We start from the raw sequence: 23,712 nt of genomic DNA, 5'->3' as shown, positions 1-23,712 counted from the left end.
CCGCCGGGTCAGACGGTCAGCCCGCGCACCAGCAGGTCCAGCAGCGCGCACACGAACAGGGCGATCCCGATGAACCCGTTGACGCTGAAGAACGCCCGGTTCAGCCGGGACAGATCGTGCGGGCGCACGATCGAGTGCTCGTAGACGAAGGCACCGGCCACGATCAGCGCGCCCAGCCAGAAGAAGGCGCCGGCACCGGTCGCGACGCCGTACCAGACGAACAGGGCCGTGGTGACGGTGTGGCAGGCGCGGGCACCCCAGATCGCCGCCGGGATGCCGAAGCGGGCCGGCACGGACCGGACGCCGATCTCGCGGTCCGTCTCCACGTCCTGGCAGGCGTAGATGAGGTCGAAGCCGCCGATCCAGACGCCGACGGCGAGCCCCAGGATCACCGCGTCCCACGACCAGGAGCCGGTGATGGCCAGCCAGCCGCCGACCGGTCCCATCGCCTGGGCGAGCCCGAGGATGGCCTGCGGGAAGTTCGTGAACCGCTTGCCGTAGGGGTAGACCACCATCGGCACGACCGCGATCGGGGCGAGCGCCAGGCACAGCGGGTTCAGCAGCGCCGCCGAGCCCAGGAACACGACGAGGGCGATCAGGGCGCCGGTCCAGGCGTGCCGCACCGACATCGCGCCGGTGACCAGCTCGCGGTGGGCGGTGCGCGGATTGCGGGCGTCGATCTCGCGGTCGATGATCCGGTTCACGGCCATCGCGAAGGTGCGCAGCCCGACCATGCAGATCGTCACCAGGAGCAGCCGCCCCCAGTGGATGTTCCGGTCCCACTCGAACATCGCGGTCAGCGCGGCGATGTAGGCGAAGGGCAGCGCGAACACCGAGTGCTCGATCATGACCAGGCGCAGGAACGCCTTGGTGCGTCCGGGCTGCGGGATCGCGGCGGAGGCGCTGCTCACAGGCCGTACTCCTTCCAGCGGCGGTCGACCTTCGCCGCCGTCTCCGGGTCGGACTCCACCATGTCGGGCCAGCCGCCGTCGCGGGTGTAGCCCTCCTCGGGCCACTTCCGCGTGGCGTCGATGCCCGCCTTGCCGCCCCAGAACTGCTGGTAGGAGGCGTGGTCGAGATGGTCGACGGGACCCTCGACGACGGTGAGGTCCCGGGCGTAGTCGGTGTTGCCCAGGGCCCGCCAGGCGACCTCGTGCAGATCGTGGACGTCGCAGTCGGAGTCGACGACGACGATCAGCTTGGTCAGGGACATCATGTGGGCGCCCCAGACGGCGTGCATGACCTTCTGGGCGTGCTTGGGGTACTTCTTGTCGATCGAGACGATCGCGCAGTTGTGGAAGCCGCCGGCCTCGGGCAGGTGGTAGTCCACGATGTCCGGCACGATGATCTTCAGCAGGGGCAGGAAGAAGCGTTCCGTCGCGCGGCCGAGCGGCCCGTCCTCGGTGGGCGGGCGGCCCACCACGATGGACTGCAGCAGCGGCCGCTTGCGCATCGTCACACAGTCGATGGTGAGCGCCGGGAACGGCTCCTGCGGGGTGTAGAAGCCGGTGTGGTCGCCGAACGGCCCCTCGGGCAGCATCTCGCCGGGCTCCAGCCAGCCCTCCAGGACGACCTCGGCCTGCGCGGGCACCTGCAACGGCACCGTCTTGCAGTCGACCATCTCGATCCGCTTGCCCGCGACGAACCCCGCGAACAGGTACTCGTCGATGTCGCCGGGCAGCGGGGCGGTGGAGGCGTACGTCACGGCGGGCGGGCAGCCGAAGGCGATCGCGACGGGCAGGCGCTCGCCCCTGCGGGCGGCCACCTGGTAGTGGTTGCGGCTGTCCTTGTGGATCTGCCAGTGCATGCCGATGGTGCGCTTGTCGTGGCGCTGGAGCCGGTAGAGCCCGAGGTTGCGGATGCCGCTCTCCGGGTCCTTGGTGTGCGTCAGGCCCAGGTTGAAGAAGGAGCCGCCGTCCTTGGGCCAGGTGAACAGGGCGGGCAGCCGGTCCAGGTCGACGTCGTCGCCGGTGAGCACGACCTCCTGGACGGGGGCGTCCTTGACCTTCTTCGGCGGGACGTGCGCCATCGCGCCGAGCTTGCCGAACGCCTCGCGCACCCCGACGAACCCGTGCGGCAGTTCGGGCTTGAGCAGGCCGCCGATCTTGTCGGAGATGTCCGCGTACGACTTCAGGCCCAGGGCCTTGAGCAGCCGGCGGTCCGTGCCGAAGACGTTCATCGCGAGGGGCATCGAGGAGCCCTTCACGTTCTCGAAGAGGAGCGCGGGGCCGCCGGACTTCTGCACCCGGTCGACGATCTCCCCGACCTCCAGGTGCGGATCGACCTCCGCCTTCACGCGCTTGAGGTCGCCTTCCCGCTCCAGGGCCCTGAGCAGGGATCGAAGATCGTCGTAAGCCATGGGGTCAAGTATCCCCGAGCGGCTACCCTGGCCTGGAACCCGGGGGCCGTGCCCCCGGCCCGACGACCGTTCCACTGGAGAGGGCCCATGCTCCGGGTGCTGATGTTCCTCGTGCCACTGGCGCTGAGCGTGTACGCGTTCATCGACTGCATCAGCACGGAGGAAAAGGACATCCGCCACATGCCCAAGCCGCTGTGGGCGATCCTCGTGCTCGTCTTCCCGCTGGTCGGCTCGATCTCGTGGCTGATCGCGGGCAAGAGGCGCAGCCCGGCCGCCGACGGCTGGTCGGGCGTACGGGACCGCCGGCGGCAGCAGTGGGTGGCGCCCGACGACAACCCGGACTTCCTGAAGTCCCTGGGCGAGGACGGGAAGACACGCGACGAGGACGAGGACGGCACCAAGCGCGACGAGCCCTGACCGGGGGCGGGCCGCGCGCTACCCCCAGACGTGGGCGTCGCGCAGTTCCTGCAGACGGGCAGCCTCGCGTGCCGCGGTCGCCTGGTCGCCGAGGTCCAGGGCCATCGTGCCGCGGCCGTAGAGGTAGTACGCGTCCTCCCGGACCCGCGGGTCGAGGCCGCGCACGCGGCACAGCTGGCTGAGGTCGACGTCGAGGGACAGCCGCGTCCCCGACCTCCAGTTACGGGCCGCGGTCGTCAGACGGTCGCGCTGGACGTCCTTGTAGTGGTCGCGGATCTGCCGGTCGCTCTCGTCGGGACGCGGGACGCCCGGGTGGTACGGGTGGTCCTCCAGATCACCGGCCCACCGCTCCAGCGTCGCCACGGCGTCCTCGGCCTCCCACCGGTCGGCCGGCCCGTACGCGGCGAGGCGCGCCCCCAGGTCCCGCGCCGCCCGCGCCCGCCCGTCGTCGTCGCAGCACGCGGCCACGAAGGACGCCAGCACCCCGCCCCGCTGCCGCAGTTCGGCCACCCGCCAGGCCCGTCCCAACCGTCCCACCAGCACTCCTCACCCCGGCGTCCGTGCGACGGTCCGGGACCCGCAACCCAACACCGCCGGTGATCGTCCCGCCACCGAATTACCGTCGCACCTCGGCCGCGAAGGCGTCCAGCGCCGCGAAATCCGGCTCCCGCAGCCCGAGCCGGGCGTCGACGCGGTGCAGCAGCGCGGGGGCGTCGTGTCGGGCGGCGACGAAGTCCCGGTCGGCCGGACCGAGTTCGTCGTCGACCCACGCGAAGGGCCGCCCCCGCGCGTACGCGACCAACGGCCCGGTCTTCCAGAAAGTGCCGTCCGGCCGCCCGCCGTCGCCGTCCGTACCGGGCCACTCCACGACGGGCAGCTCGGGCAGCCCGAGGACCGGCCCGATGAAGGTGTTCGCCTCCGCGCCCCAGGTCGTCGCCCACACCAGCTCGTACCGCTCGGCCAGCTCGCGCAGCCGGCTCCCGTGGCCGGGGTGCAGCCACACCCGCAGGGGCCTCACCCGGGGTGCGGGGGTGTCACGGTGCCGGGCCAGCCAGCCCTCGGGCTTCATCCGGTGGGTCGTGTAGCCGTCCGGCCGCCGCTCGGGCTTGGCGGCGTACGGGTTCAGCGGGCCGTCGACGTCGAGGTAGAGCAGGGGGCGCACGGGCCGCTCCTCTCGCCGGGCACGGGCGTGCGGGCGAGCGTAGCCGGTGGCCGGGCGCGTGGCCCGGGGTTTTCATGCCGTTGCCGTCCGCGTCCGCGCACAGGACAGTGAGGGCATGGATCAGGCACAGGCGCGGCGGTGGCTCGGGACCGCGCTCGCGGAGGCGCGGGCGGGGCTGGAGGAGGGCGGCATCCCGATCGGCGCCGCGCTGTACGGGGCCGACGGGACGCTGCTCGGGCGGGGCAACAACCGGCGGGTGCAGGACGGCGACCCGTCGCTGCACGCGGAGACGGCCGCGTTCCGGGCGGCGGGGCGGCAGCGGTCGTACCGGGGCACGACCATGGTGACGACGCTGTCGCCGTGCTGGTACTGCTCGGGGCTGGTCCGGCAGTTCGGCATCTCGCGGGTCGTGATCGGCGAGGCGGTCACGTTCCGGGGCGGCCACGACTGGCTGGCCGAGCACGGCGTGGAGATCGTGCTCCTCGACGATCCGGAGTGCGTCGCGCTGATGCGTGACTTCGTCGCCCGCCGTCCCGACCTGTGGCACGAGGACATCGGCGAGTGAGACGCCGTGCGCGCGCCCGGCCGCACCCGGCTCCGCTCAGCCGCGCTCCACGCGCTCGATCAGCCGTTCGAAGCGGGACCGCCAGCGTTGTTCCGTCTCGGCCTCGCCCTGGAACTCGTGGGTGAAGCGCAGCGCGGCCCCGTCCTCGCCGTCCCGTTCCAGGTGGAACCGGATGCGGCCGCGGTCCCCCGTGTACTCGGCGACCCGGTCCACGTCCCAGGCGGTGATCCGCCCGCTGCCCAGCTCCCCCAGGTCGACCGTGCCGCCGAGCCGGGGTTCGAGCGCGTCGACCGGCGTGCACCAGGACGCGAGGCCGTCCTCGGTGGCCAGGTAGGGCCAGACGGCGGCCATCGGGCGGGGCAGACGCACCAGGAAGTGCAGGATGTGCGTGTTCCCGTGGGTCTGGCTGGTGCCCTGTTCGATCGAACCGGTCATGACACCAGCCTGACCCCGCGGGACCCGGCGCGCACCCGTGGGCGGCGCCGGCCCGCGGCGGCGGCTCAGACGCCGGCGTAGGAGTGCTTGCCGGAGACGAAGATGTTGACGCCGTAGTAGTTGAACAGCCAGCAGCCGAAGGCGACCAGCGCCAGGTAGGCGGCCTTGCGGCCCTTCCAGCCGGCCGTGGCACGGGCGTGCAGGTAGCAGGCGTAGGCGACCCAGGTGATGAAGGACCAGGTCTCCTTGGGGTCCCAGCCCCAGTAGCGGCCCCACGCGTCGCCCGCCCAGATGGCGCCCGCGATGATCGTGAACGTCCACAGCGGGAAGACGGCGGCGTTGACGCGGTACGAGAACTTGTCGAGGGACGCCGAGGACGGCAGCCGGTCCAGGACGGAGTTCGCGAAGCGGCCGGGCGTGCCGCCGTTCGCGAGCTTGGTCTCGTAGGTGTCCTTGAACAGGTACAGCAGCGTGGAGACCGCGCCGACGTAGAACACCGCGCCGCAGAAGATCGCCGTGGAGACGTGGATGTACAGCCAGTACGAGTGAAGGGCGGGAACCAACTGGTCACTGGCGGTGTACAAGACAGTGACGGCGAGTCCGAGGTCGAGGAGGACCGTGGTGATCAGGAAGAGCCCGAGCCAGCGCACGTTCTTCTTCAGCGCGAGCAGCCCGAGGTACACGCCGACGGCGACCGTGGAGAAGGTGATGTTGAACTCGTACATGTTGCCCCACGGCGCCCGCTCCACCGAGAGGGCCCGCGTGAGCACCCCGCCGAACTCGACGAGGAAGGCGAGGACGGTGAGAGAGATGGCGATACGCCCGTAGAGGTCGCCCTGCTCGTCCCCGCCGTGCGCGCCAGGCCCGTCCGGCACGTCCCGCTGTCCGGCGGCGGCCCGCACGACGACCTTCGGCCGCTCCAGTACGGCCGTGGAGCCGCCCTTGGTGACGGTCACGGCGGGCGCGGCGGCCTTGGCGGACGTGGCCGGGGTGAGCGCGGCGGCGGTGCGGCCGACCTTGCTGCGGCTGCCGAGGAGCCACTCGGCGATGTACGCGAAGAAGGCCAGGGTGTAGACGGCCATCGACGAGTAGATCAGCGTGTTGCTGATACTGGCCAGGTTCTCGTTGGTGGCGGCGGCCAGATCGGTTGCGGCGGCGAGAGTCACTTCTCAGCCCCTTCGGCAGGTACGGCTTGGGGGTCGGGGGTATCGGAGGGGTCGTCGGCGTCCTCGGGGGCGGCTGCCCCGGGTGCCTGGTCGTAGAGGATCCCGGCGAGGTCGCCCAGTTCCTCGGGCACCTTCGCGGACTCGCTGCGGCCGAGGCCGGCCATCTCGACGACGGTGAGGCCGTCGTCACCGGTGGTGGCCCGCACCCAGACCCGGCGGCGCTGGATGAACAGGGAGGCGGCGAGACCGAAGATCGCCGCGAGGGCGCCGGCGAGCGCCCAGCCGCTGCCGGGCTGGCGGGCGATCTGGAAGCCGGCCCACTCCTTGATCTCCTTCTCGAAGGTGATCGAGCCGGCGCCGTTCGGGAGGGTCAGGGTGTCGCCGGGCCGCAGGTTCTTCCTGAGCTGCGCGCCCTTGTCGTCCTTGAACCCCGTCAGGTTCTTCTTGTTCAGCTGGTACACGCTCTGCGGGAGGCCCGAGTTGACACCGAGATCACCGTGGTAGGCCTCGACGTTCATGACCGGGCTGAGCAGCGCGGGGAACTGGGAGGCGAGCTCGTTGCCCGGGACGTAGGTCGGCAGGAGGAACGCCTGGAAGCCGAGCTGGTCCCACTTGCCCTTGGCGTCGCGGTAGCCGTCCATGACCTTGATCGCGCCCGTGGAGGTGACGTTGCCGTCGAGCGGCAGAAGGGGCACCGCGTCGTGGAAGACCTCGTTGCCCTTGCCGTCGCGCACGGTGATGACGGGGGCGTAGCCGTGGCTGACGAGGTAGACCTTGGAGCCGCCGATCTCCAGCGGCTCGTTGACCTTGACGGTGGTCCTCTTCTCCTTGCCGTCGGCGCCCTCGCTGTAGACGAGGTCGGCCTCGTAGGTGCGGGGGGTGCCGCGGTTGGGGCCGGTCGCCTCGTAGGTGCCCGTGAACTCCTTCAGGGAGAAGCTGAACGGGTCCAGGTCGTCCTGGCCGAAGAGGCTGCCGGACTTGAAGTCGTCGTACTGGGTGAGCGTGTTGGAGAAGCCGTCGCCCTCGACGATCAGCTTGTTGCCCTCGGACTTGAACAGCTGGCCCCAGGCGAACGCGACCAGCATCACGATGAGCGCGATGTGGAAGGCGAGGTTGCCGACCTCACGCAGATAGCCCTTCTCGGCGGCGACGGCGTCACCGGCGAGGTGCGCGCGGAAGCGGCGCTTCCTCAGCAGGGCGAGCGCGGCCTCGCGGACCTGCTCGGGCTCGGCCTCGGTGCGCCAGGTGGTGTAGGCGGGCAGCCGGGTGAGCCGCTTGGGCGCGCCCGGCGGCCGGCCGCGCAGCTGCCCGACGAACTGCCAGGTGCGCGGCACGATGCAGCCGATGAGGGAGACGAACAGCAGGATGTAGATCGCCGAGAACCACACCGAGCTGTAGACGTGGAAGAGGCCCAGCTTGTCGTAGACGGGGGCGAGCGTCTTGTGCGCCTGCCGGAAGGCGGCGACCTTCGTCTCGTCGATGCCGGTCTGCGGGATGAGCGAGCCGGGGATCGCGCCGAGCGACAGCAGCAGGAGCAGCAGCAGCGCCACCCGCATCGAGGTGAGCTGCCGCCAGAACCAGCGGACCCAGCCGACCACGCCGAGCGACGGCAGGTTCGGGGCGTCCTCGGCGGGGGCGGTGGAGAGCTGGGAGCCGGCGGCGCCCAGGTCCTGGTCCTGGCCCTCGGGGGCGGCCGGGGCGGCCTTGTCGGTCGTGTCGCTCATGGATCAGATCCCCACAGTGAAGCCGTTGGACCAGACCTGCATCTCCTGCACGATGCGGTCCCAGGCGCCGGTCAGCAGCAGCACACCGGTCACGATCATCATCGTGCCGCCGACCCGCATGACCCAGACGTAGTGCCGCTTCACCCAGGCGAAGGCACCGAGCGCCTTGCGGAAGGCTACGGCAGCGAGGACGAAGGGGAGGCCGAGGCCGAGGCAGTAGGCGACGGTGAGCAGGGCGCCGCGGCCCGCGCTCGCCTCGTTGTACGACAGCGCGATCACGGACGTGAGGGTGGGGCCGATGCAGGGCGTCCAGCCGATGCCGAACAGGGCGCCGAGGAGGGGCGCGCCGATCAGCCCGGTCACGGGCCGCCGGTGGAAGCGGAACTCACGCTGGGTCATCCAGGGCATCAGGCCCATGAAGAAGACACCCATGGCGATCATGAGGACGCCGAGGACCTTCGACAGGACGTCCTTGTGCGCCTGGAGGTTCTCGCCGAAGTACCCGAAGAGCGCCCCGCTGGAGACGAACACGGCGGTGAAGCCGAGCACGAAGAGGGAGGCGCCGGCGACCATCCGGCCGCGCCGCGCCTCGGCGAGGTCGGTGCCGGTGACGCCGGTGACGTAGGAGAGGTAGCCGGGGACCAGCGGCAGGACGCAGGGCGAGAAGAAGGAGACGAGGCCGCCGAGCAGGGCGACGGGCAGCGCGATCAGCAGGGCGCCGCTCATCACCGTCTGGTTCGGGTCGGCGGCGAGTGGGGTGAGGGTGCTCACGTCACTTCTCCGCGAGGACGGGCTTGATCATGTCCCGCAGGGTGTCCTCGCCGAGGGGCATCAGCGCCCGGGCGGCGATCCTGCCGTCCCTGTCGATGACGAGCGTCGAGGGGATCGCCTGCGGGTTGAGCGTGCCCTTCCCGAAGCGGAGCATCTGCTTCCCGGTGGGGTCGTACAGGCTCGGGTACGTGACCCCGAACTCCTTCTCGAAGGCCTTCGCCGGGGTGGTGCTGGTGTCCCGGGTGTTGATGCCGACGAACTGGACGCCCCGGTCCTTGAGGTCGGAGTACACGGTCTGGAAGTTCTTCGCCTCGGCCCGGCAGGGCGGGCACCAGGACCCCCAGACGTTGACCACGAGGACCTTGCCCTTGTAGTCGGCCGTGGTGAGCTGCTTGCCGTCGATGGTGGCGCCGGACAGCTCGGGGGCGGCGGCGCGTTCGCCCCGCTTCACGGTGTCGACGCCGTTGCCGCCGGCGACGAAGTGCGTGTCCCCGCCACCGCCCGAGGTGCCGCCCGAGCTGCACGCGGACAGGACCAGCGCGGCAGCGGCGGCGCTGGTGACGGCGAGCGAAGCGGTACGGCTACGGGAGCGGCGGACGGCACTCATGTGAAAAGTTTCGCATGCCCGTACGGGGGATCTTGCGCACCCCCCTCTCGGGCGTAAAACCGCATATCAGGCAGCGTCCGCCGACCCCGCCGAAGAGGTGCCGGGCGACGTCCCGGTGCCGCTCGCGGAGCCACCCTTGGTGAAGGCGCTCCAGCCTCCTGCGGGCTTCTGCCCGACCTCCAGCGTGCGCAACTTGTCGAGAATGTCCGGCTTCTGGACGTCCAGCCAGTCCACGAACTGCCGGAACGAGACGAGCCGGATGTCGCCGCCCTTCTCCTTCTCCCGCGCCATGTGCTTCAGCGCCTCCTCGACGGCGTCCATGTAGATGCCGCCGTTCCACTGCTCGAAGTGGTTGCCTATGAAGAAGGGTGCACGGTTTGTCTCGTATGCCCGCTTGAATCCCTGGATGTACGCCTGCGTCGCCTGCTTGCGCCAGGCGGGGTGGTGGTAGCTGGGAGCGTTCGTCGAGTTCACCGACTGGTTGGCGAGCATGTTGTAGTCCATCGACAGGACCTCGAACGAACGGCCGGGGAAAGGTATCTGCTGGAGCGGCAGATCCCAGAGCCCCTTCCTCTTCACCGGCCACACCTGACGGCCGCCGGGCGAGGAGGCGTCGTAGCGCCAGCCCAGCTCACGGGCGGTGGGCAGCAGGTTGTCCTGGCCGAGCAGACAGGGCGTACGGCCGCCGACCAGCTCCTTGTCGTAGTCGAACGGCAGGGAGGGCAGATCGGTCCAGCCGGAGTTGGTGCGCCACTCCTTGACGAAGGACTTGGCCTGGTCGATCTCGCTGCGCCACTGCTGCGGGGTCCAGTTGCCGACGGTGCCGCTGCCGCCGCAGAAGTGCCCGTTGAAGTGGGTGCCTATCTCGTGCCCGTCGAGCCAGGCGCGCCGCACGTTCTTCAGCGTCTGCTTGATGTGGTCGTCGGTGAGGTAGCCGATGTCGGAGGCGCCGCGCGGGTTGTTCGGCGGTTCGTAGAGCCGCTTCTTCGACTCGGGGAGCAGATAGAGCCCCGAGAGGAAGAACGTCATGTGCGCGTCGTGCTCCTTGGCGAGGTCCAGGAAGCGCGGGAAGAGGCCGTTGCCGACCTCGCCGGCCCCGTCCCAGGAGAAGACGACGAACTGGGGCGGCTCCTGACCCGGCTCCAGCGGCACCGGCGCGTCCGGCTGGTGGGGCTGCTTGCCGGTGTAGGAGGTGGAGCCGTCGCCTATCGGGCGGTCGCGGTCGGCCTGCGAGCCGTGCCGGTTGTCCTTGGGAGTGCCGGAACCGCCGGAGCCCGGGCTGTCCTTCGACCCGCCGGACGAGGTGGACGCGCCGCATCCCGCGAGTGTGAGGGCCGCGGCGGCTCCCGCGCCGAGTCCGATGACTCCCCGTCGGCTGATGTCGCGCATGGCTGCCCCGTCCGTCGTGCTCTGAGCTGGTCACCCAGTCAGAGGGCACGACGAACGGGACGGTTCCCGTCCGGCCTGTGGAGGTATCGCGACCAATGTCACCCCTCTGTCACGGGGGTGGGGGACATCGGCCGCGGGTCAGGCGCCGAAGCCCTTGCTCTGCCCCTGCGCCGGCCTGGCCCCGGCCCGCAGGTGCTCGGGGACGAGGTCGATCGCCGGCTCGGAGTAGCCGACGGAGACGATCCGGTCGCCCTGGTAGGTGAAGGACGTCAGCGACGCGAGCGTGCACTGCCGCTTGCGCGGGTCGTGCCACAGCCGCCGCTTCTCGACATGGCTGCGCACGATCCAGATCGGCAGCTGGTGGCTCACCAGCACGGCCTCGTGCCCGCGCGCGGCGTCCTTGGCGGCGTCGAGGGCGCCCGTCATCCGCGCGACCTGCTCGGCGTACGGTTCGCCCCAGGACGGCTTGAACGGGTTGACCAGGTACTTCCAGTTCGCCGGCCGCTTCAGCGCCCCGTCGCCGACGCCGAACGTCTTGCCCTGGAAGACATTCTCGGCCTCGATGAGCCGGGCGTCGGTCGCGAGGTCGAGCCCGTGCGCCTTGGCGATCGGGGTGGCGGTCTCCTGGGCGCGCTCCAGCGGGGAGGCGCAGACGTACGTCACGTCCCGGTCGGCGAGGTGCTCGGCGACCCGGTCGGCCATCCGCCGGCCGAGCTCGGACAGGTGGTAGCCCGCCAGGCGCCCGTAGAGGACGCCGTCCGGGTTGTCCACCTCGCCGTGCCGCATGAGGTGGACGACGGTGATGTCGCTGTCGCTGCTGCTGTCGGTCATCGGTGTCCCGGAGTGCTCGGGGGTGGGCGTGTCGTCGCGGGGGGTGTCGTGGCGGGGGGTGTCGCTCATTCCGCCGTGGCCTCCGCCGCCGCTCGGGCCGCCGCCGGGAGGGCGTCGGCGATCCGCTGCACCGCCCGCTCGTCGTGGGCCGTGGACACGAACCAGGACTCGAACGACGAGGGCGGGAGGTAGACGCCCTGCGCCAGCATGGAGTGGAAGAACGCGGTGAAGCGGAACGACTCCTGGCGCTTGGCGTCCTCGTAGGTGCGGACCTCGCGGTCCGTGAAGAACACGGAGAACATGTTGGAGGCGTTCTGCAGCCGGTGCGCCACGCCCTCCTTGGTCAGGGCCTCGGTGACGAGCCCCTGGATGGTCGCCGACACCTGGTCGATCGTGTCGTACGCGGCCTCGTCGAGGAGCCGGAGCTGGGCGAGGCCGGCGGCCGTGGCGACCGGGTTCCCGGACAGCGTGCCGGCCTGGTAGACGGGCCCGGCGGGGGCCAGGTGCTCCATGACGTCGGCGCGGCCGCCGAACGCGGCGGCCGGGAAACCGCCGCCCATGACCTTGCCGAAGGTCATCAGGTCGGGCTTGACGCCGTCCACGCCGTACCAGCCGGCGCGGCTGGTACGGAAGCCGGTCATGACCTCGTCGGAGATGTACAGGGCGCCGTTCTTGCCGCAGGCGTCCTTCAGCCCCTGGTTGAAGCCGGGCTGCGGCGGGACGACGCCCATGTTGCCGGGGGACGCCTCGGTGATGACGCAGGCGATCTCGCCGGGGTAGCGGTGGAACGCCTCGTGCACCGACTCCAGGTCGTTGTACGGCAGGACGATCGTGTCGCCGGCCTGGGCGCCCGTGACGCCGGGGGTGTCCGGCAGGGCGAACGTGGCGACGCCCGATCCGGCGGCGGCGAGCAGCGAGTCGACGTGCCCGTGGTAGCAGCCGGCGAACTTGATGACCTTGGTGCGCCGGGTGAACCCGCGGGCGAGACGGATCGCCGACATGGTGGCCTCGGTGCCGCTGGAGACCAGCCGTACCTGCTCCAGCGGCTCGATCCGGGCGACCATCTCCTCGGCGAGCGCGACCTCGCCCTCACCGGGCGTGCCGAAGGAGGTGCCGCGGCCGACGGCCTCCTGCACGGCGGCGATCACCTCGGGGTGGGAGTGCCCGAGGATCATCGGCCCCCAGGAGCAGACGAGGTCGACGTACTCGCGTCCGTCGGCGTCGGTCAGGTACGGGCCGCTGCCGGACACCATGAACCGGGGCGTACCGCCCACCGCGCGGAAGGCGCGCACCGGGGAGTTCACACCGCCGGGCGTCACGGCGGCCGCACGGTCGAACAGCGCCTGCGAGGCGGGCGCATCGTATGGATAGGGCGTTCCTGAAGAGGGCGCTTCGCTCATGACCTGCGACTACTCCGACCTTTTCCGACTGTCTGAGAGGGTCCGGGACTCCGGTTGCCTGTGACCTCCTCAGGGTAGGCCAGGGCCCACCGGCGGCCGCGAGCCGCCACCGGCGCGCGGACGGCCCTCCCCGACCCCCGCGTCCCTCCGTACCCCCTCGTCACCGACGGACGATCTGCGAGACTGGGCGTGATACACACAGCTCATGCGGGCCGTGGTGATCGGGGACCGGGGACATCTCGCCGAGAGGTGTTTCGCCGCACGTTTCGGCGGGCGGCCGTGGGGGAGGTCACTGACACGATGATCGGGTTGCGCGGCGGGCGCCACGCGTCCTAGAACAGCAGTCGGGTGGAGATATGCATCGCGGTGGCGGACTGGGCGAGGGGACCGACGACCTGGGTCCTCGACGTGCCCGGCGGGGAAGGCACCGACGCGACGCGGAGGATTCGAACGAAGTACGCCAGGGACACGTTGTACCAGGTATGCCAGATGCGACGGGTGTACCGAGTGAGCACGAGCCGTTCGACCGGCGGATCGACAGCCGGGTCGACCGTCTGAGGGCGGGGAGCAGGAATGGTGGTCGGGTGGGGGTGACGTACAAGTACTTCGGCGCTCCGGACGGCGCGACCGCGGCCCGCGTCCCGATCTCGATGCGCCCCGAGGAACTCGGCGGCGACGAGCTGGGCATGAACGGCATGTTCACCAAGATCAAGCCGGAGACGATGGCGGCCATGGTGCTGACGGGCATCGAAGGCGTGCCCCTGCACAAGGTGCCGCCCCTGGAGCTGGTCGTCCTCCACCCCGACTACGCCGTGGTCAAGCTGCCGATGACGGTCGTCGACCCGCTGCGCGGGATAGGCGAGGAGGCGGTGGGAGCGGCGGCCTTCATCTGGTCCACGGTCCCGGACCGCGGCGGCCCCCGCGACGCGTTCAACGTCTACCAGCTGCTGCACGAGTGGCAGGACTTCAGCCACCGCCTCCACGAGGCGGGCCACCAGCCGTACTGCCTGGTCTGGCCCTGACCGGACACGCTCGACCAGCGGGCGGGGTTCCCGGACCCCGCCCTACGCGTACGGGTGCCTGACCAGCCGGTGCCCCCTCACGTCCCCTCCCGTCCCACCCCCGTCCGCCCCTCCCCCGCACGCCCCGCCGTGAAGCCGATCGCTGTGCCGCCGCCTTCCCGGTGGAAGGCGAAGGGGGCGCCGCCGTGGGCGAGGGCGACCTCGCGGACGATCGACAGGCCGAGGCCCGAGCCCGGCAGGGAGCGCGCGTCCGGGGCGCGGTAGAAGCGGTCGAAGACGCGGAGCAGGTCGTCGTCGGCGATGCCGGGGCCGCGGTCGAGGACCTCGACGCGGACCGTGCCGGGGCGGGCCGGGCCGGCGACGCCGATCTCGATGGGCGCGGTGCCGTCGCGGTCGAACTTCGCGGCGTTCTCGACGAGGTTGGTCAGGGCGCGCTGGAGCATGCCCGGCCGGCCGGTGAGGGTGGTGTCGCCGCAGGCCCGGACCTCGACCCGGCGTCCGGTGCGCCGCCGCGCGAGCACGGCGACGTCCTCGGCGATCTCCGCGAGGTCCACGCGCTGGGCCGGTTCGGTGTCGGACTGGCCGGCGGCCAGGTCGACCAGTTCGTTGACCAGGTCGGTGAGTTCGCGGGCCTCCTGGCCCAGGTCGGTCACCAGTTCCTCGCGGGCGCCGGGCGGCAGTTCGTCGATGCGGCGCAGCAGGGAGATGTTGGTGCGCAGCGAGGTGAGCGGGGTCCGCAGTTCGTGTCCGGCGTCCTGCACGAGGCGCCGCTGGTCCTCCTCCGACTGCGCGAGCCGGCCCAGCATGCGGTCGAAGGCGCGGCCCAGCCGGCCGACCTCGTCGTACCCGGTGACGGGGACCTGGATGCCGAGGCGGCGGGTGCGGGCGACGTCCTCGGCGGCGTCGGTGAGGACGGTGAGCCGGCGGGTGATGCGCCGGGCCAGCCACCAGCCGAACAGCCCGGCGAGGACGACGATGGCCGACATCAGCAGCAGGGTCCGCTGCTGGAGGGCCCGCAGCAGGTCCTCGGTGTCGCTGAACTCCTGCGCGATCTGCACGGCGCCCCGGCCGCCGCCGAGCGCGACGGTGGCGACGCGGTAGACGTCGCTGCCGACGTCGACGTCCCGGTGCTGGATCATCCGCCCGGCGGTCCGGGCGGCCGCGACGCGCCGGTCCGCGGCCTCGACCGGCAGGCCGGGGTTGCCGGGGTCGACGACGGCCCCGTCCGGCCCCAGCACCTGCACGTCGGTGCGGGCGGGCCGGACCAGGTCGTGGCCGGGCGCGGAGGAGGAGAAGTCGTCCGGTGTCATCGCCCGCTGCCGCACCTCGCCCCGCAGGTCCTGCACGACCTCGTCGAAGACGCTCTCCTGGTCCACCCGCACCAGGCGGGCGGCGGCCGTGTAGGAGAGCAGGCCGACCAGCAGGGTGACGACGGCGGTGACGGCGGCGAAGGACACCGCGAAGGTGCCGCGCAGCGAGAGCAGTCCGGTGCGCCGGCGTCCGGTCAGCAGCCGTGCGAGCCGGCGGCGGGCCCGTCCGCGCACTCAGTCCTCCCGCAGCACGTAGCCGACGCCGCGCACCGTGTGGATGAGCTGCGGGGCGCCGGGCTCGTCGAGCTTGCGGCGCAGATAGCCGACGTAGACGGCGAGGTTCTTGGAGCCGGGGCCGAAGTCGTAGCCCCAGATCTTGTCGTAGATGGTGGCGTGGTCCAGGACGATGCCGGCGTTGCGGACGAGCAGTTCCAGCAGCTCGAACTCGGTGCGGGTGAGTTCCAGCTCGCGCTCGCCCCGCCAGGCGCGCCGCGCCTGCGGGTCCATCCGCAGGCCGGCGGCCTCGATGAGCCGCCCGGTGGTGTCGGCGGGGGGCTGCCGGGGCGCGTCGGCGGGGGCCGCGGCGCCGTTGGTCTCGCCGCTGCGGCGCAGCAGGGCGCGCAGCCGGGCGAAGACCTCTTCGACATCGAAGGGCTTGACGACGTAGTCGTCGGCGCCCGCGTCGAGACCGGCGATGCGGTCCTGGGTCTCCACGAGCGCGGTGAGCATGAGGATCGGCGTGTTGTCGCCCTCGGCGCGCAGCACCCGGCAGACCTGAAGGCCGTCGATGCCGGGCATCATCACGTCGAGGACGAGGACGTCCGGCGGGGTGCGGTGGGCCTGGGCCAGTGCCTCGACGCCGTCGGCGACCGCGGTGACCCGGTATCCCTCCAGGGTCAGGGCGCGCTCCAGCGCGTTGCGGATGGCGCGGTCGTCTTCGGCGAGGAGCACAGTGTGGGCCACGCCTTCATAGTGCCAAGGCTTCGGGCCCCGGCGCGGTGAGGGGGCGCCTCCGGTCACCCTTCTTACTGGGATCTCACGGTACGGCGCCCCGTCCTCAGCTGCCGGACCCCTCGGCCACGGCCGCCAGCTGCTCGGCGAACGGCACGACCGTGAAGGTGTCCGGGGCCGCCCGCCGCGTCCCGGCCAGGCCCCGCATCAGCGCGGCCAGCTCGCCCGCCGCCCGCTCGATCCGTCCGTCCAGGCCCTCGGCGCCCCAGTCCTCGGAGGCGGCGTACACGCCGGTCGGGACGACGACGGCCTTGAGGTGGGCGAAGAGGGGGCGCAGCGCGTGGTCGAGGACGAGCGAGTGCCGGGCGGTGCCGCCGGTCGCGGCGATCAGCACCGGCATCCCGGTGAGCGCGTCCTTGTCGATGACGTCGAAGAACGACTTGAACAGGCCGCTGTACGACGCGGAGAACACCGGGGTGACGACGATCAGGCCGTCCGCCGAGGTCACCGCGTCGATCGCGGCGGCCAGCCGGCGGCCCGGGAAGCCGTTGGTGAAGTTCTGCGCGATCTCGACGGCGAGTTCGCGCAGCTCGACGACCTCGACGTCCGCCTCGGCCTGCCGGCCGGCCGCGGCGGCCAGCCGGTCGGCGAGGAGCCGGGTGGAGGAGGGGACGCTCAGTCCCGCGGACACGACGACGAGCCTCATGCGACGGTCACCTCCTCCGCCTCCGACGTCCGGCGGGCCAGCAGGGACGCGTGGGTGGGCGCGTCCGGCACCCCGGCCGGGCGCCGGGCGGCGAACTCCTTGCGCAGCACCGGCACGACCTCCTCGCCGAGCAGGTCGAGCTGCTCCAGGACGGTCTTCAGCGGCAGCCCGGCGTGGTCCATCAGGAACAGCTGGCGCTGGTAGTCGCCGGCGTAGTCGCGGAAGGCGAGCGTCTTCTCGATCACCTGCTGCGGGGAGCCGACGGTCAGCGGCGTCTGCTCGGTGAAGTCCTCCAGCGAGGGCCCGTGGCCGTACACCGGCGCGTTGTCGAAGTACGGGCGGAACTCGCGGACCGCGTCCTGGGAGTTCTTCCGCATGAACACCTGGCCGCCGAGGCCGACGATCGCCTGCTCGGGGGTGCCGTGCCCGTAGTGGGCGTACCGGGTCCGGTACAGCTCGACCATCCGCTTGGTGTGGTCGGCGGGCCAGAAGATGTTGTTGTGGAAGAAGCCGTCACCGTAGTAGGCGGCCTGCTCGGCGATCTCCGGGGAGCGGATGGAGCCGTGCCAGACGAACGGCGGCACGCCGTCCAGCGGGCGGGGCGTGGACGTGAAGCCCTGGAGCGGGGTACGGAACTTGCCCTCCCAGTTCACGACGTCCTCGCGCCACAGCCGGTGCAGCAGGGCGTAGTTCTCGATCGCGAGGTTGATGCCCTGGCGGATGTCCTGGCCGAACCAGGGGTAGACCGGGCCGGTGTTGCCGCGGCCCATCATGAGGTCCATCCGGCCGTCGGCCAGGTGCTGGAGCATCGCGAAGTCCTCGGCGATCTTCACCGGGTCGTTGGTGGTGATCAGCGTGGTGGACGTCGACAGCACCAGCCGCTCGGTGCGGGCCGCGATGTAGCCGAGCATCGTGGTCGGCGAGGACGGCACGAACGGCGGGTTGTGGTGCTCGCCGGTCGCGAAGACGTCGAGGCCGACCTCCTCCGCCTTCAGGGCGATGGCGACCATGGCCTTGATGCGGTCACGCTCGGTCGGCGTACGGCCGGTCGTGGGGTCCGGCGTGACATCGCCGACGCTGAAGATCCCGAACTGCATGGTCGCTCACCCTCCAGGTTGTTTATGGTTCAACTATACCCGGAGAACGGCGACCCTCCTCGGGCTATTCCCAGCGCGGATCCCGGCCCGTACGCGCCAGCAGCCGCTCGAACGCGGTGGCCCCCTCGGGCGCCGGCACCGGCTCCCCGAACACCCCCCGCGCCCGCGCGGTCGGCTCCAGCGTCGCCACCGCCCCGTCCAGCTCCGCCAGGACCGCCTCGTCGCAGTCCGGGAAGTCCTGGCCCGTCGCCCGCGCCAGATCCCAGGCGTGCACGGTGAGGTCCAGCAGCGCCATCGCACCGACCAGCCGGGCGGGGAACCCCATCCCGCCCGTCGTCCCCTCCTCCGCGCCCGGCGCCGACCAGACCGCCGCCGTCCGGCGGGCCTCCTCCGCCAGCCGCTCCCGCCACGCGGGCTCGGAGCCCACCAGATCGGGCGTCTCCCCGAAGTCGGCCGCCTCCCGCACGGCCAGCCGCTGGAACTGCACCACCACCTGGAAGAGATGGTTGACCAGCGCCTTCACGTCGTACTCGGCACACGGCGTGCGCGCGGCGAGCGCCCCGTCGGGCACGCCCCGCACCACCGGCACCGCCCGCTCGCATGCCCGGTCCAGCAGCTCACCGATGCCGTACGTCTCCACCGTGTCTTCCACCCTGTTCACGTCCATGCCCCGAACGTAGGGACAACGAGGGCCGCCCTTCTTGAACAAACGCGACGTACGATCCGCCCATGGAGGCACCCCGCCACGACACCCGGGGGATCGTCGACCCGTCCGGGCTGCTCAGCCGCGTGCGGTTCCGGCGCCACACGCCCGCCGAGCCGCTGCGCCGGTACGTCGAGTGGTACTGGCTGATCGACTGGGACCTGCCCGGCCCGTACGCCTCCCACGTCGTCCCGCACCCGGCCGTGAACCTCACCTTCCAGTGGGACGAGGACGAGGGCGCCCCCTACGCGGAGCTCACCGGCGTCGCGCTCGGCCTCTACACCCGCAAGCTGACCGGCCGGGGCCGGGTCTGCGGCGTGAAGTTCCGGCCCGGCGGCTTCCGGCCCCACGCCCCCGCGGCGCCGGTGTCCGCCTGGACGGGCCGGGTCCTCCCCGCCGCCGAGGTCTTCCCCGGCGCCACCGGCGACACCGCCCGCGCCATCGTCGGCGCCGCACGCGACGAGGACCGGGTGACCGCCCTCGACACCTTCCTCCTCGCCCTCCCCCGGGTCCCGGACCCCCGGGCCGACCTCGCCGTCGACCTGGTCGCCCGCATCCGCGCCGACCGCTCCATCCGCCGGGTCACCGATCTCGCGCGCGCCCACGGGCTGTCGGTGCGCGCCCTGCAACGGCTGTTCTCCACGTACGTCGGCGTCAGCCCCAAGTGGTGCATCCTGCGCTACCGCATCCACGACGCCCTCGACCACGCCGGCACCCGCCCCGGCGTCGACTGGGCCACGCTCGCCCACGAACTCGGCTACGCCGACCAGGCCCACCTGGTACGGGACTTCACGGCGACGGTGGGCGTCCCGCCGACGGCGTACGCCCACGCCGAACGCGGCGAGGACCAGGGCACCTGAGCCGCCCGAGCAGAGCCGAGCAGAGCTAGAAGGCGTAGGCGTCCCCGGTCTCCAGCACCAGCACCCGCTGCCCGGCACCCGCCCGGTCGCCGTCCGCCACGGTGGCGAACTCCAGCCGCACCTCGGGCGACGCCTGCCGCAGCCGTACCCGCAGCACGACCGGCTCCCCCACACCGTCCGCCTCCAGCGGCCCGACCCGGCACACGACCGCCCGCTCCTCGGACCGCGCACACGACGGCGGCAGGACCTGGCCGTCGGCCAGCGGCTCCGACCAGCGCACGCGCACCACCGACTCCGGTACGGCCGCCGGACCGTGGTTGTGCGGGGTGAACCGCACGCCGACCAGACCGCCGGAGAGCACGGCCGAGCCGTGATAGGCGACCTCCGCGCCGGCACCCCGCGGCGCGGCCGGCGCCGGAGCCGTCCCGCCGGCCGCCGCCAGGACCGCCGTCGCACCCACCACGACACCACGCGTCCACCACGTCATGTCCGCTCCTTCCACCGAGGTCGAAGCGATGTATCCCCCGCGGCACGGCGGACAGGCGCCGTCCAACAGGTGACATGAGGGGCCGCGCGGCGGCGTGCGAAGCTGGCGGCCATGCTGATCCTCCGCTCCGTCGCCCTGTTCGTGCTCGCCGCGCTGTTCGAGATCGGCGGCGCCTGGCTGGTGTGGCAGGGCGTCCGGGGACACCGGGGCTGGCTCTGGATCGGCGCGGGCGTCCTCGCCCTCGGCGCCTACGGCTTCGTCGCCACGCTCCAGCCCGACGCCCACTTCGGCCGCATCCTCGCCGCGTACGGCGGGATCTTCGTCGCCGGCTCGCTGGCCTGGGGCATGGTCGCGGACGGCTACCGCCCGGACCGCTGGGACGTCACGGGCGCCCTGATCTGCCTGGCCGGCATGGCCGTGATCATGTGGGCCCCGCGAAACCAGTAGGTGCCTGCGGTTCCGGCCCGCCTATCCTGGCCGGACAGTCGTCCGACGCCGGCACCCGTCCGCGTACGCCCGAGGAGCAGTCCATGGCCACCGCCGCACCGTCCGCCGCCTCCCGCATCGCCGTCGTCACCGGTGCGAGCAGCGGGATCGGAGCCGCCACGGCACGGCAGCTGGCCGCCGCCGGATACCGCGTGGTGCTCACCGCCCGCCGCAAGGACCGGATCGAGGCGCTGGCCGAGGAGATCACCGCGGCCGGCCACTCCGCCACCGCCTACCAGCTCGACGTCACGGACCGCGCGGCCGTCGACGAGTTCGCGTCCGCCTTCCGGACCGTCGGCGTCCTCGTCAACAACGCGGGCGGTGCCCTCGGCGCCGACCCGGTGGCCACCGGCGACCCGGACGACTGGCGCACGATGTACGAGACGAACGTCATCGGCACCCTGAACCTCACCCAGGCCCTGCTCCCCAAGCTGGAGGCGAGCGGCGACGGCACCGTGGTGGTCGTCTCCTCCACCGCCGGTCACGCCACCTACGAGGGCGGCGCCGGATACGTCGCGGCCAAGCACGGCGCGCACGTCCTGGCGGAGACCCTGCGCCTGGAGATCGTGGGCAGGCCGGTGCGGGTGATCGAGGTGGCCCCCGGCATGGTGCGGACCGAGGAGTTCGCGCTGACCCGCTTCGGCGGCGACACCGAGAAGGCCGCGAAGGTCTACGAGGGCGTCGCCGAGCCCCTGACCGCCGACGACGTCGCCGACACGATCACCTGGGCGGTCACCCGCCCCAGCCACGTGAACATCGACCTGCTGGTGGTCCGCCCCCGCGCCCAGGCCTCCAACACCAAGGTCCACCGGGAGACCCGGTGACCGGCAAGGACCCGCACAACGAACGCCAGATGTGGTGGTGGCTCGGCTACTTCCTCTTCGGCATCCACATCGTGGCCTTCGTCATGATCTACGCGGTGACCCACGCGCCGAAGTAGGCGGTGGGTCCCCGCGTCCGGTCAGCCCTTGACGCAGACGACCTGCTTGAGCTTCGCGACGACCTCCACGAGGTCCCGCTGCTGGTCGATGACCTGCTCGATGGGCTTGTAGGCGCCCGGGATCTCGTCCACGACACCTGAGTCCTTGCGGCACTCCACGCCCCGTGTCTGCTCCTCCAGGTCCTTCGTCGAGAACCGCTTCTTCGCGGCGGTACGGCTCATGCGCCGACCGGCCCCGTGCGAGGCGGAGTTGAAGGACAGCGGGTTCCCGAGGCCCTTCACGATGTACGAGCCCGTCCCCATGGAACCGGGGATGATGCCGTAGTCGCCGGAGCCGGCCCGGATCGCGCCCTTGCGGGTCACGAGCAGGTCCATGCCGTCGTAGCGCTCCTCGGCCACGTAGTTGTGGTGGGCGCTGATCTCGGGCTCGAAGGAAGGCTTGGCCTTCTTGAACTCCTTGCGGACGACGTCCTTGAACAGGGCCATCATGATCGTGCGGTTGTACTTGGCGTACTCCTGCGCCCAGAACAGGTCGTTGCGGTACGCCGCCATCTGCGGGGTGTCCGCGACGAAGACGGCGAGGTCGCGGTCGACCAGGCCCTGGTTGTGCGGGAGCCTCTGCGCGACGCCGATGTGGAACTCGGCGAGTTCCTTGCCGATGTTCCGCGAACCGGAGTGCAGCATCAGCCACACGGCTCCCTCGGTGTCGGTGCACACCTCGATGAAGTGGTTGCCCGATCCGAGCGTCCCCATCTGCTTCGTCGCCCGCTCCTCGCGGAACTTCACCGCGTCCGCGATGCCGCCGAAACGCCCCCAGAAGGCGTCCCACCCGGCCGTGCCGAAGCCGTGCAGCCGCGCCGGGTCGACGGGGCTGTCGTGCATGCCCCGGCCCACCGGGATCGCCTGCTCGATCTTCGAGCGCAGCCGCGACAGGTCGCCCGGCAGGTCGTTCACCGTCAGGGACGTCTTCACCGCCGACATCCCGCAGCCGATGTCCACGCCGACCGCCGCCGGGCACACGGCCCCGTGCATGGCGATGACGGAGCCGACCGTCGCGCCCTTGCCGTAGTGCACGTCCGGCATCACGGCGAGGCCCTTGATCCACGGCAGCGTCGCGACGTTCCGCAACTGCTGGAGCGCGGACTCCTCGACCGTCGCCGGGTCGGTCCACATACGGATGGGCACCTTCGCGCCCGGCATCTCCACGTACGACATAGCGTCCTCAATCCCCCGGAAAACACATACAAGTCTGAAATAGCAAAACTGGCGCCAAGGTCGACGAAATGGGACAGCGGACCGGCGTTCACAGCAGTGCGTGCGATACACATTGTCTGCAGGGGGCGCCCCCGCGCGGCAAGCGATTAACCAGCGGGGACACTGAGGGACCGGCGAACACACCGGCCACACCGCACCGTCGAGAGGAGCCTCACCGTGCAGCGGAAGGCGTACGTATCCGGCGTCGCCGCGCTCCTCGCGGTGCTGCTGGCCGGCTGCACCGGCGGCTCCGGCGAGGGCGGCACCACCGACGACTCCAACCCCGGCGACTCCGGCACCGCGAGCGCGGTGGCCGAGCCCGGCCGGTACCGCAATCTGCCCGAGCCCTGCGGCACGGTCGGCGAGGACACCCTCGACGAGCTGCTGCCCGGCATACGGGAGATGACCGACGAGAAGCGCCGCGAGAAGGCGTACGAGGGCACCCCGGCCCTCACCTTCGACACGGACCGCAAGGTCGGCTGCCGCTGGAAGGTCGAGTCGGCGCAGGCCACCGACCACCTCGTCGTCAACTTCGAGCGGGTCGTGGCGTACGACTCCGCGACCAGCGACGACAGCGAGGCGGAGCGGCTGTTCGCGCGGCAGCGGGACGCCGCCGACCTGCCCGAGCCGGTGAGCACCGTCACGCCGGGCGCCGAGGTGACCGGCTCCTCCACGCCGTCGCCGTCCGGTTCGCCCTCGGGCTCGTCCTCGGCGCCCTCCTCGCCGTCCTCCTCCACCTCCGCGTCCGGCGGCACCCCGCCCGAACTCCAGCCGCGCGTGCTGGAGGACCTCGGGGACGAGGCGTTCCTCGACGACGCGCTCGACACGTCCGGTTCGACGGCCCAGCAGCGCAAGGTGACTGTGGCGTTCCGCACGTCCAACGTGATCGTCACGATCGAGTACGAGGAGCAGCCGATGACCGTCGGCGCCGTGCCCGACAGCGAGGAAATGCAGGACAGGGCCCAGAAACTGGCCGCGCGACTGGCCGACGCACTGGGCGACTAGCGCCGCCCGCACACCACTTCACCCCCTTCCGCGACGTAACCGAAACGAGACCGCACACCTTCTTC

26 protein-coding genes are annotated in these 23,712 nt (G+C 71.6%); 7 read left to right on the top strand and 19 right to left on the bottom strand.

Annotated elements, in window-relative coordinates:
• Positions 1-8: 8 nt before the first annotated feature.
• Positions 9-911: a menaquinone biosynthesis prenyltransferase MqnP gene (mqnP, locus tag F8R89_RS20380; protein WP_151785309.1), complete on the bottom strand. Its 903-nt coding sequence runs from the start codon at positions 909-911 to the stop codon at positions 9-11.
• Positions 908-2,359 carry a menaquinone biosynthesis decarboxylase gene (locus tag F8R89_RS20375; protein WP_151785308.1) on the bottom strand — a complete coding sequence of 484 codons (1,452 nt, stop codon included), beginning with the start codon at positions 2,357-2,359 and terminating at the stop codon, positions 908-910. Before F8R89_RS20375 ends, mqnP begins: the two co-directional genes overlap by 4 nt.
• 87 nt (positions 2,360-2,446) lie before the next feature.
• Here F8R89_RS20375 and F8R89_RS20370 point away from each other — a divergent pair, with 87 nt between their 5' ends.
• Positions 2,447-2,776, top strand: coding sequence for a PLD nuclease N-terminal domain-containing protein (locus tag F8R89_RS20370; protein WP_108708149.1), 330 nt, complete (start codon positions 2,447-2,449; stop codon positions 2,774-2,776).
• 18 nt (positions 2,777-2,794) lie between these two features.
• Here the strand turns inward: F8R89_RS20370 and F8R89_RS20365 are convergent, their stop codons facing one another.
• Positions 2,795-3,313 carry a hypothetical protein gene (locus F8R89_RS20365; protein ID WP_151785307.1) on the bottom strand — a complete coding sequence of 173 codons (519 nt, stop codon included), beginning with the start codon at positions 3,311-3,313 and terminating at the stop codon, positions 2,795-2,797.
• Positions 3,314-3,392: 79 nt separating this feature from the next.
• Positions 3,393-3,938 (bottom strand): hypothetical protein, encoded by a 546-nt coding sequence (locus F8R89_RS20360; RefSeq protein WP_151785306.1) that lies wholly within the window; start codon positions 3,936-3,938, stop codon positions 3,393-3,395.
• A gap of 115 nt (positions 3,939-4,053) precedes the next feature.
• Here F8R89_RS20360 and F8R89_RS20355 point away from each other — a divergent pair, with 115 nt between their 5' ends.
• The gene (locus F8R89_RS20355) at positions 4,054-4,503 is read left to right on the top strand and encodes a nucleoside deaminase (RefSeq protein ID WP_151785305.1); all 450 of its coding nucleotides are present in this window, start codon (positions 4,054-4,056) and stop codon (positions 4,501-4,503) included.
• Positions 4,504-4,539: 36 nt separating this feature from the next.
• Here the strand turns inward: F8R89_RS20355 and F8R89_RS20350 are convergent, their stop codons facing one another.
• The 8 genes from F8R89_RS20350 to hemL form a co-directional block, all read right to left on the bottom strand.
• Complete coding sequence (locus F8R89_RS20350) at positions 4,540-4,938, bottom strand: SRPBCC family protein (protein ID WP_151785304.1); 399 nt, start codon at positions 4,936-4,938, stop codon at positions 4,540-4,542.
• Between the two features lie 65 nt (positions 4,939-5,003).
• On the bottom strand, positions 5,004-6,104 hold the full coding sequence (gene ccsB / locus F8R89_RS20345) for a c-type cytochrome biogenesis protein CcsB (RefSeq protein ID WP_151785303.1): 1,101 nt from the start codon (positions 6,102-6,104) through the stop codon (positions 5,004-5,006).
• Complete coding sequence (locus tag F8R89_RS20340; protein ID WP_151785302.1) at positions 6,101-7,828, bottom strand: cytochrome c biogenesis protein ResB; 1,728 nt, start codon at positions 7,826-7,828, stop codon at positions 6,101-6,103. Before F8R89_RS20340 ends, ccsB begins: the two co-directional genes overlap by 4 nt.
• Before the next feature lie 3 nt (positions 7,829-7,831).
• Positions 7,832-8,554 carry a cytochrome c biogenesis CcdA family protein gene (locus F8R89_RS20335; RefSeq protein WP_151788216.1) on the bottom strand — a complete coding sequence of 241 codons (723 nt, stop codon included), beginning with the start codon at positions 8,552-8,554 and terminating at the stop codon, positions 7,832-7,834.
• Positions 8,555-8,600: 46 nt separating this feature from the next.
• Positions 8,601-9,206 carry a TlpA family protein disulfide reductase gene (locus F8R89_RS20330; RefSeq protein WP_151785301.1) on the bottom strand — a complete coding sequence of 202 codons (606 nt, stop codon included), beginning with the start codon at positions 9,204-9,206 and terminating at the stop codon, positions 8,601-8,603.
• A 66-nt stretch (positions 9,207-9,272) separates the two neighbouring features.
• Positions 9,273-10,595: a hypothetical protein gene (locus tag F8R89_RS20325; RefSeq protein WP_151785300.1), complete on the bottom strand. Its 1,323-nt coding sequence runs from the start codon at positions 10,593-10,595 to the stop codon at positions 9,273-9,275.
• A 138-nt stretch (positions 10,596-10,733) separates the two neighbouring features.
• Complete coding sequence (locus tag F8R89_RS20320; protein ID WP_151788215.1) at positions 10,734-11,426, bottom strand: histidine phosphatase family protein; 693 nt, start codon at positions 11,424-11,426, stop codon at positions 10,734-10,736.
• A gap of 65 nt (positions 11,427-11,491) precedes the next feature.
• Entirely contained in the window at positions 11,492-12,826 is a 1,335-nt protein-coding gene (hemL, locus tag F8R89_RS20315) for a glutamate-1-semialdehyde 2,1-aminomutase (RefSeq protein ID WP_151785299.1), read from the bottom strand.
• A 584-nt stretch (positions 12,827-13,410) separates the two neighbouring features.
• Between hemL and F8R89_RS20305 the strand changes: the two genes are divergently transcribed.
• Positions 13,411-13,848: a hypothetical protein gene (locus F8R89_RS20305; RefSeq protein ID WP_003974483.1), complete on the top strand. Its 438-nt coding sequence runs from the start codon at positions 13,411-13,413 to the stop codon at positions 13,846-13,848.
• A 77-nt stretch (positions 13,849-13,925) separates the two neighbouring features.
• Here F8R89_RS20305 and F8R89_RS20300 read toward each other — a convergent pair whose 3' ends face one another.
• The 5 genes from F8R89_RS20300 to F8R89_RS20280 form a co-directional block, all read right to left on the bottom strand.
• The gene (locus F8R89_RS20300) at positions 13,926-15,392 is read right to left on the bottom strand and encodes a sensor histidine kinase (protein ID WP_151785298.1); all 1,467 of its coding nucleotides are present in this window, start codon (positions 15,390-15,392) and stop codon (positions 13,926-13,928) included.
• Positions 15,393-16,121: a response regulator transcription factor gene (locus F8R89_RS20295; protein ID WP_151785297.1), complete on the bottom strand. Its 729-nt coding sequence runs from the start codon at positions 16,119-16,121 to the stop codon at positions 15,393-15,395. It lies immediately after the preceding gene.
• A gap of 94 nt (positions 16,122-16,215) precedes the next feature.
• Positions 16,216-16,815: an FMN reductase gene (locus F8R89_RS20290; protein ID WP_151785296.1), complete on the bottom strand. Its 600-nt coding sequence runs from the start codon at positions 16,813-16,815 to the stop codon at positions 16,216-16,218.
• Positions 16,812-17,912 (bottom strand): LLM class flavin-dependent oxidoreductase, encoded by a 1,101-nt coding sequence (locus F8R89_RS20285; RefSeq protein WP_151785295.1) that lies wholly within the window; start codon positions 17,910-17,912, stop codon positions 16,812-16,814. Before F8R89_RS20285 ends, F8R89_RS20290 begins: the two co-directional genes overlap by 4 nt.
• A gap of 64 nt (positions 17,913-17,976) precedes the next feature.
• Positions 17,977-18,579, bottom strand: a complete 603-nt coding sequence (locus F8R89_RS20280; RefSeq protein WP_151785294.1) for a TIGR03086 family metal-binding protein — start codon at positions 18,577-18,579, stop codon at positions 17,977-17,979.
• A gap of 62 nt (positions 18,580-18,641) precedes the next feature.
• On the opposite strand from F8R89_RS20280, the gene F8R89_RS20275 reads away from it, so the two are divergent.
• Positions 18,642-19,475, top strand: coding sequence for a helix-turn-helix domain-containing protein (locus tag F8R89_RS20275; protein WP_151785293.1), 834 nt, complete (start codon positions 18,642-18,644; stop codon positions 19,473-19,475).
• A 25-nt stretch (positions 19,476-19,500) separates the two neighbouring features.
• On the opposite strand, the gene F8R89_RS20270 is transcribed toward F8R89_RS20275, so the two are convergent.
• On the bottom strand, positions 19,501-19,962 hold the full coding sequence (locus F8R89_RS20270; protein ID WP_151785292.1) for a hypothetical protein: 462 nt from the start codon (positions 19,960-19,962) through the stop codon (positions 19,501-19,503).
• A gap of 111 nt (positions 19,963-20,073) precedes the next feature.
• Between F8R89_RS20270 and F8R89_RS20265 the strand changes: the two genes are divergently transcribed.
• Positions 20,074-20,409: a YnfA family protein gene (locus F8R89_RS20265; protein WP_151785291.1), complete on the top strand. Its 336-nt coding sequence runs from the start codon at positions 20,074-20,076 to the stop codon at positions 20,407-20,409.
• Between the two features lie 83 nt (positions 20,410-20,492).
• Entirely contained in the window at positions 20,493-21,272 is a 780-nt protein-coding gene (locus F8R89_RS20260; protein ID WP_151785290.1) for an SDR family NAD(P)-dependent oxidoreductase, read from the top strand.
• Between the two features lie 137 nt (positions 21,273-21,409).
• Here F8R89_RS20260 and F8R89_RS20255 read toward each other — a convergent pair whose 3' ends face one another.
• On the bottom strand, positions 21,410-22,603 hold the full coding sequence (locus F8R89_RS20255) for an RtcB family protein (protein WP_151785289.1): 1,194 nt from the start codon (positions 22,601-22,603) through the stop codon (positions 21,410-21,412).
• Between the two features lie 216 nt (positions 22,604-22,819).
• Here F8R89_RS20255 and F8R89_RS20250 point away from each other — a divergent pair, with 216 nt between their 5' ends.
• The gene (locus F8R89_RS20250) at positions 22,820-23,647 is read left to right on the top strand and encodes a DUF3558 domain-containing protein (RefSeq protein WP_151785288.1); all 828 of its coding nucleotides are present in this window, start codon (positions 22,820-22,822) and stop codon (positions 23,645-23,647) included.
• Positions 23,648-23,712: the final 65 nt, after the last annotated feature.

The organism is Streptomyces sp. SS1-1 (assembly GCF_008973465.1).
GTDB lineage: Bacteria > Actinomycetota > Actinomycetes > Streptomycetales > Streptomycetaceae > Streptomyces.
Note: the sequence above shows the minus strand (reverse complement) of the source record. Positions and strands in the feature narration are given on the sequence as shown.

What these genes read in the sequence shown, in the direction of transcription:
- F8R89_RS20265 (WP_151785291.1), top strand. Translation starts at nt 20,074, where the DNA reads ATGCTGATCCTCCGCTCCGTCGCCCTGTTCGTGCTCGCCGCGCTGTTC.
- F8R89_RS20270 (WP_151785292.1), bottom strand. Translation starts at nt 19,962, where the DNA reads ATGACGTGGTGGACGCGTGGTGTCGTGGTGGGTGCGACGGCGGTCCTG.
- F8R89_RS20280 (WP_151785294.1), bottom strand. Translation starts at nt 18,579, where the DNA reads ATGGACGTGAACAGGGTGGAAGACACGGTGGAGACGTACGGCATCGGT.
- hemL (WP_151785299.1), bottom strand. Translation starts at nt 12,826, where the DNA reads ATGAGCGAAGCGCCCTCTTCAGGAACGCCCTATCCATACGATGCGCCC.
- F8R89_RS20260 (WP_151785290.1), top strand. Translation starts at nt 20,493, where the DNA reads ATGGCCACCGCCGCACCGTCCGCCGCCTCCCGCATCGCCGTCGTCACC.
- F8R89_RS20285 (WP_151785295.1), bottom strand. Translation starts at nt 17,912, where the DNA reads ATGCAGTTCGGGATCTTCAGCGTCGGCGATGTCACGCCGGACCCCACG.
- F8R89_RS20375 (WP_151785308.1), bottom strand. Translation starts at nt 2,359, where the DNA reads ATGGCTTACGACGATCTTCGATCCCTGCTCAGGGCCCTGGAGCGGGAA.
- F8R89_RS20325 (WP_151785300.1), bottom strand. Translation starts at nt 10,595, where the DNA reads ATGCGCGACATCAGCCGACGGGGAGTCATCGGACTCGGCGCGGGAGCC.
- F8R89_RS20355 (WP_151785305.1), top strand. Translation starts at nt 4,054, where the DNA reads ATGGATCAGGCACAGGCGCGGCGGTGGCTCGGGACCGCGCTCGCGGAG.
- F8R89_RS20275 (WP_151785293.1), top strand. Translation starts at nt 18,642, where the DNA reads ATGGAGGCACCCCGCCACGACACCCGGGGGATCGTCGACCCGTCCGGG.
- F8R89_RS20320 (WP_151788215.1), bottom strand. Translation starts at nt 11,426, where the DNA reads ATGACCGACAGCAGCAGCGACAGCGACATCACCGTCGTCCACCTCATG.
- F8R89_RS20370 (WP_108708149.1), top strand. Translation starts at nt 2,447, where the DNA reads ATGCTCCGGGTGCTGATGTTCCTCGTGCCACTGGCGCTGAGCGTGTAC.
- F8R89_RS20335 (WP_151788216.1), bottom strand. Translation starts at nt 8,554, where the DNA reads ATGAGCGGCGCCCTGCTGATCGCGCTGCCCGTCGCCCTGCTCGGCGGC.
- F8R89_RS20340 (WP_151785302.1), bottom strand. Translation starts at nt 7,828, where the DNA reads ATGAGCGACACGACCGACAAGGCCGCCCCGGCCGCCCCCGAGGGCCAG.
- F8R89_RS20330 (WP_151785301.1), bottom strand. Translation starts at nt 9,206, where the DNA reads ATGAGTGCCGTCCGCCGCTCCCGTAGCCGTACCGCTTCGCTCGCCGTC.
- F8R89_RS20290 (WP_151785296.1), bottom strand. Translation starts at nt 16,815, where the DNA reads ATGAGGCTCGTCGTCGTGTCCGCGGGACTGAGCGTCCCCTCCTCCACC.
- F8R89_RS20350 (WP_151785304.1), bottom strand. Translation starts at nt 4,938, where the DNA reads ATGACCGGTTCGATCGAACAGGGCACCAGCCAGACCCACGGGAACACG.
- F8R89_RS20255 (WP_151785289.1), bottom strand. Translation starts at nt 22,603, where the DNA reads ATGTCGTACGTGGAGATGCCGGGCGCGAAGGTGCCCATCCGTATGTGG.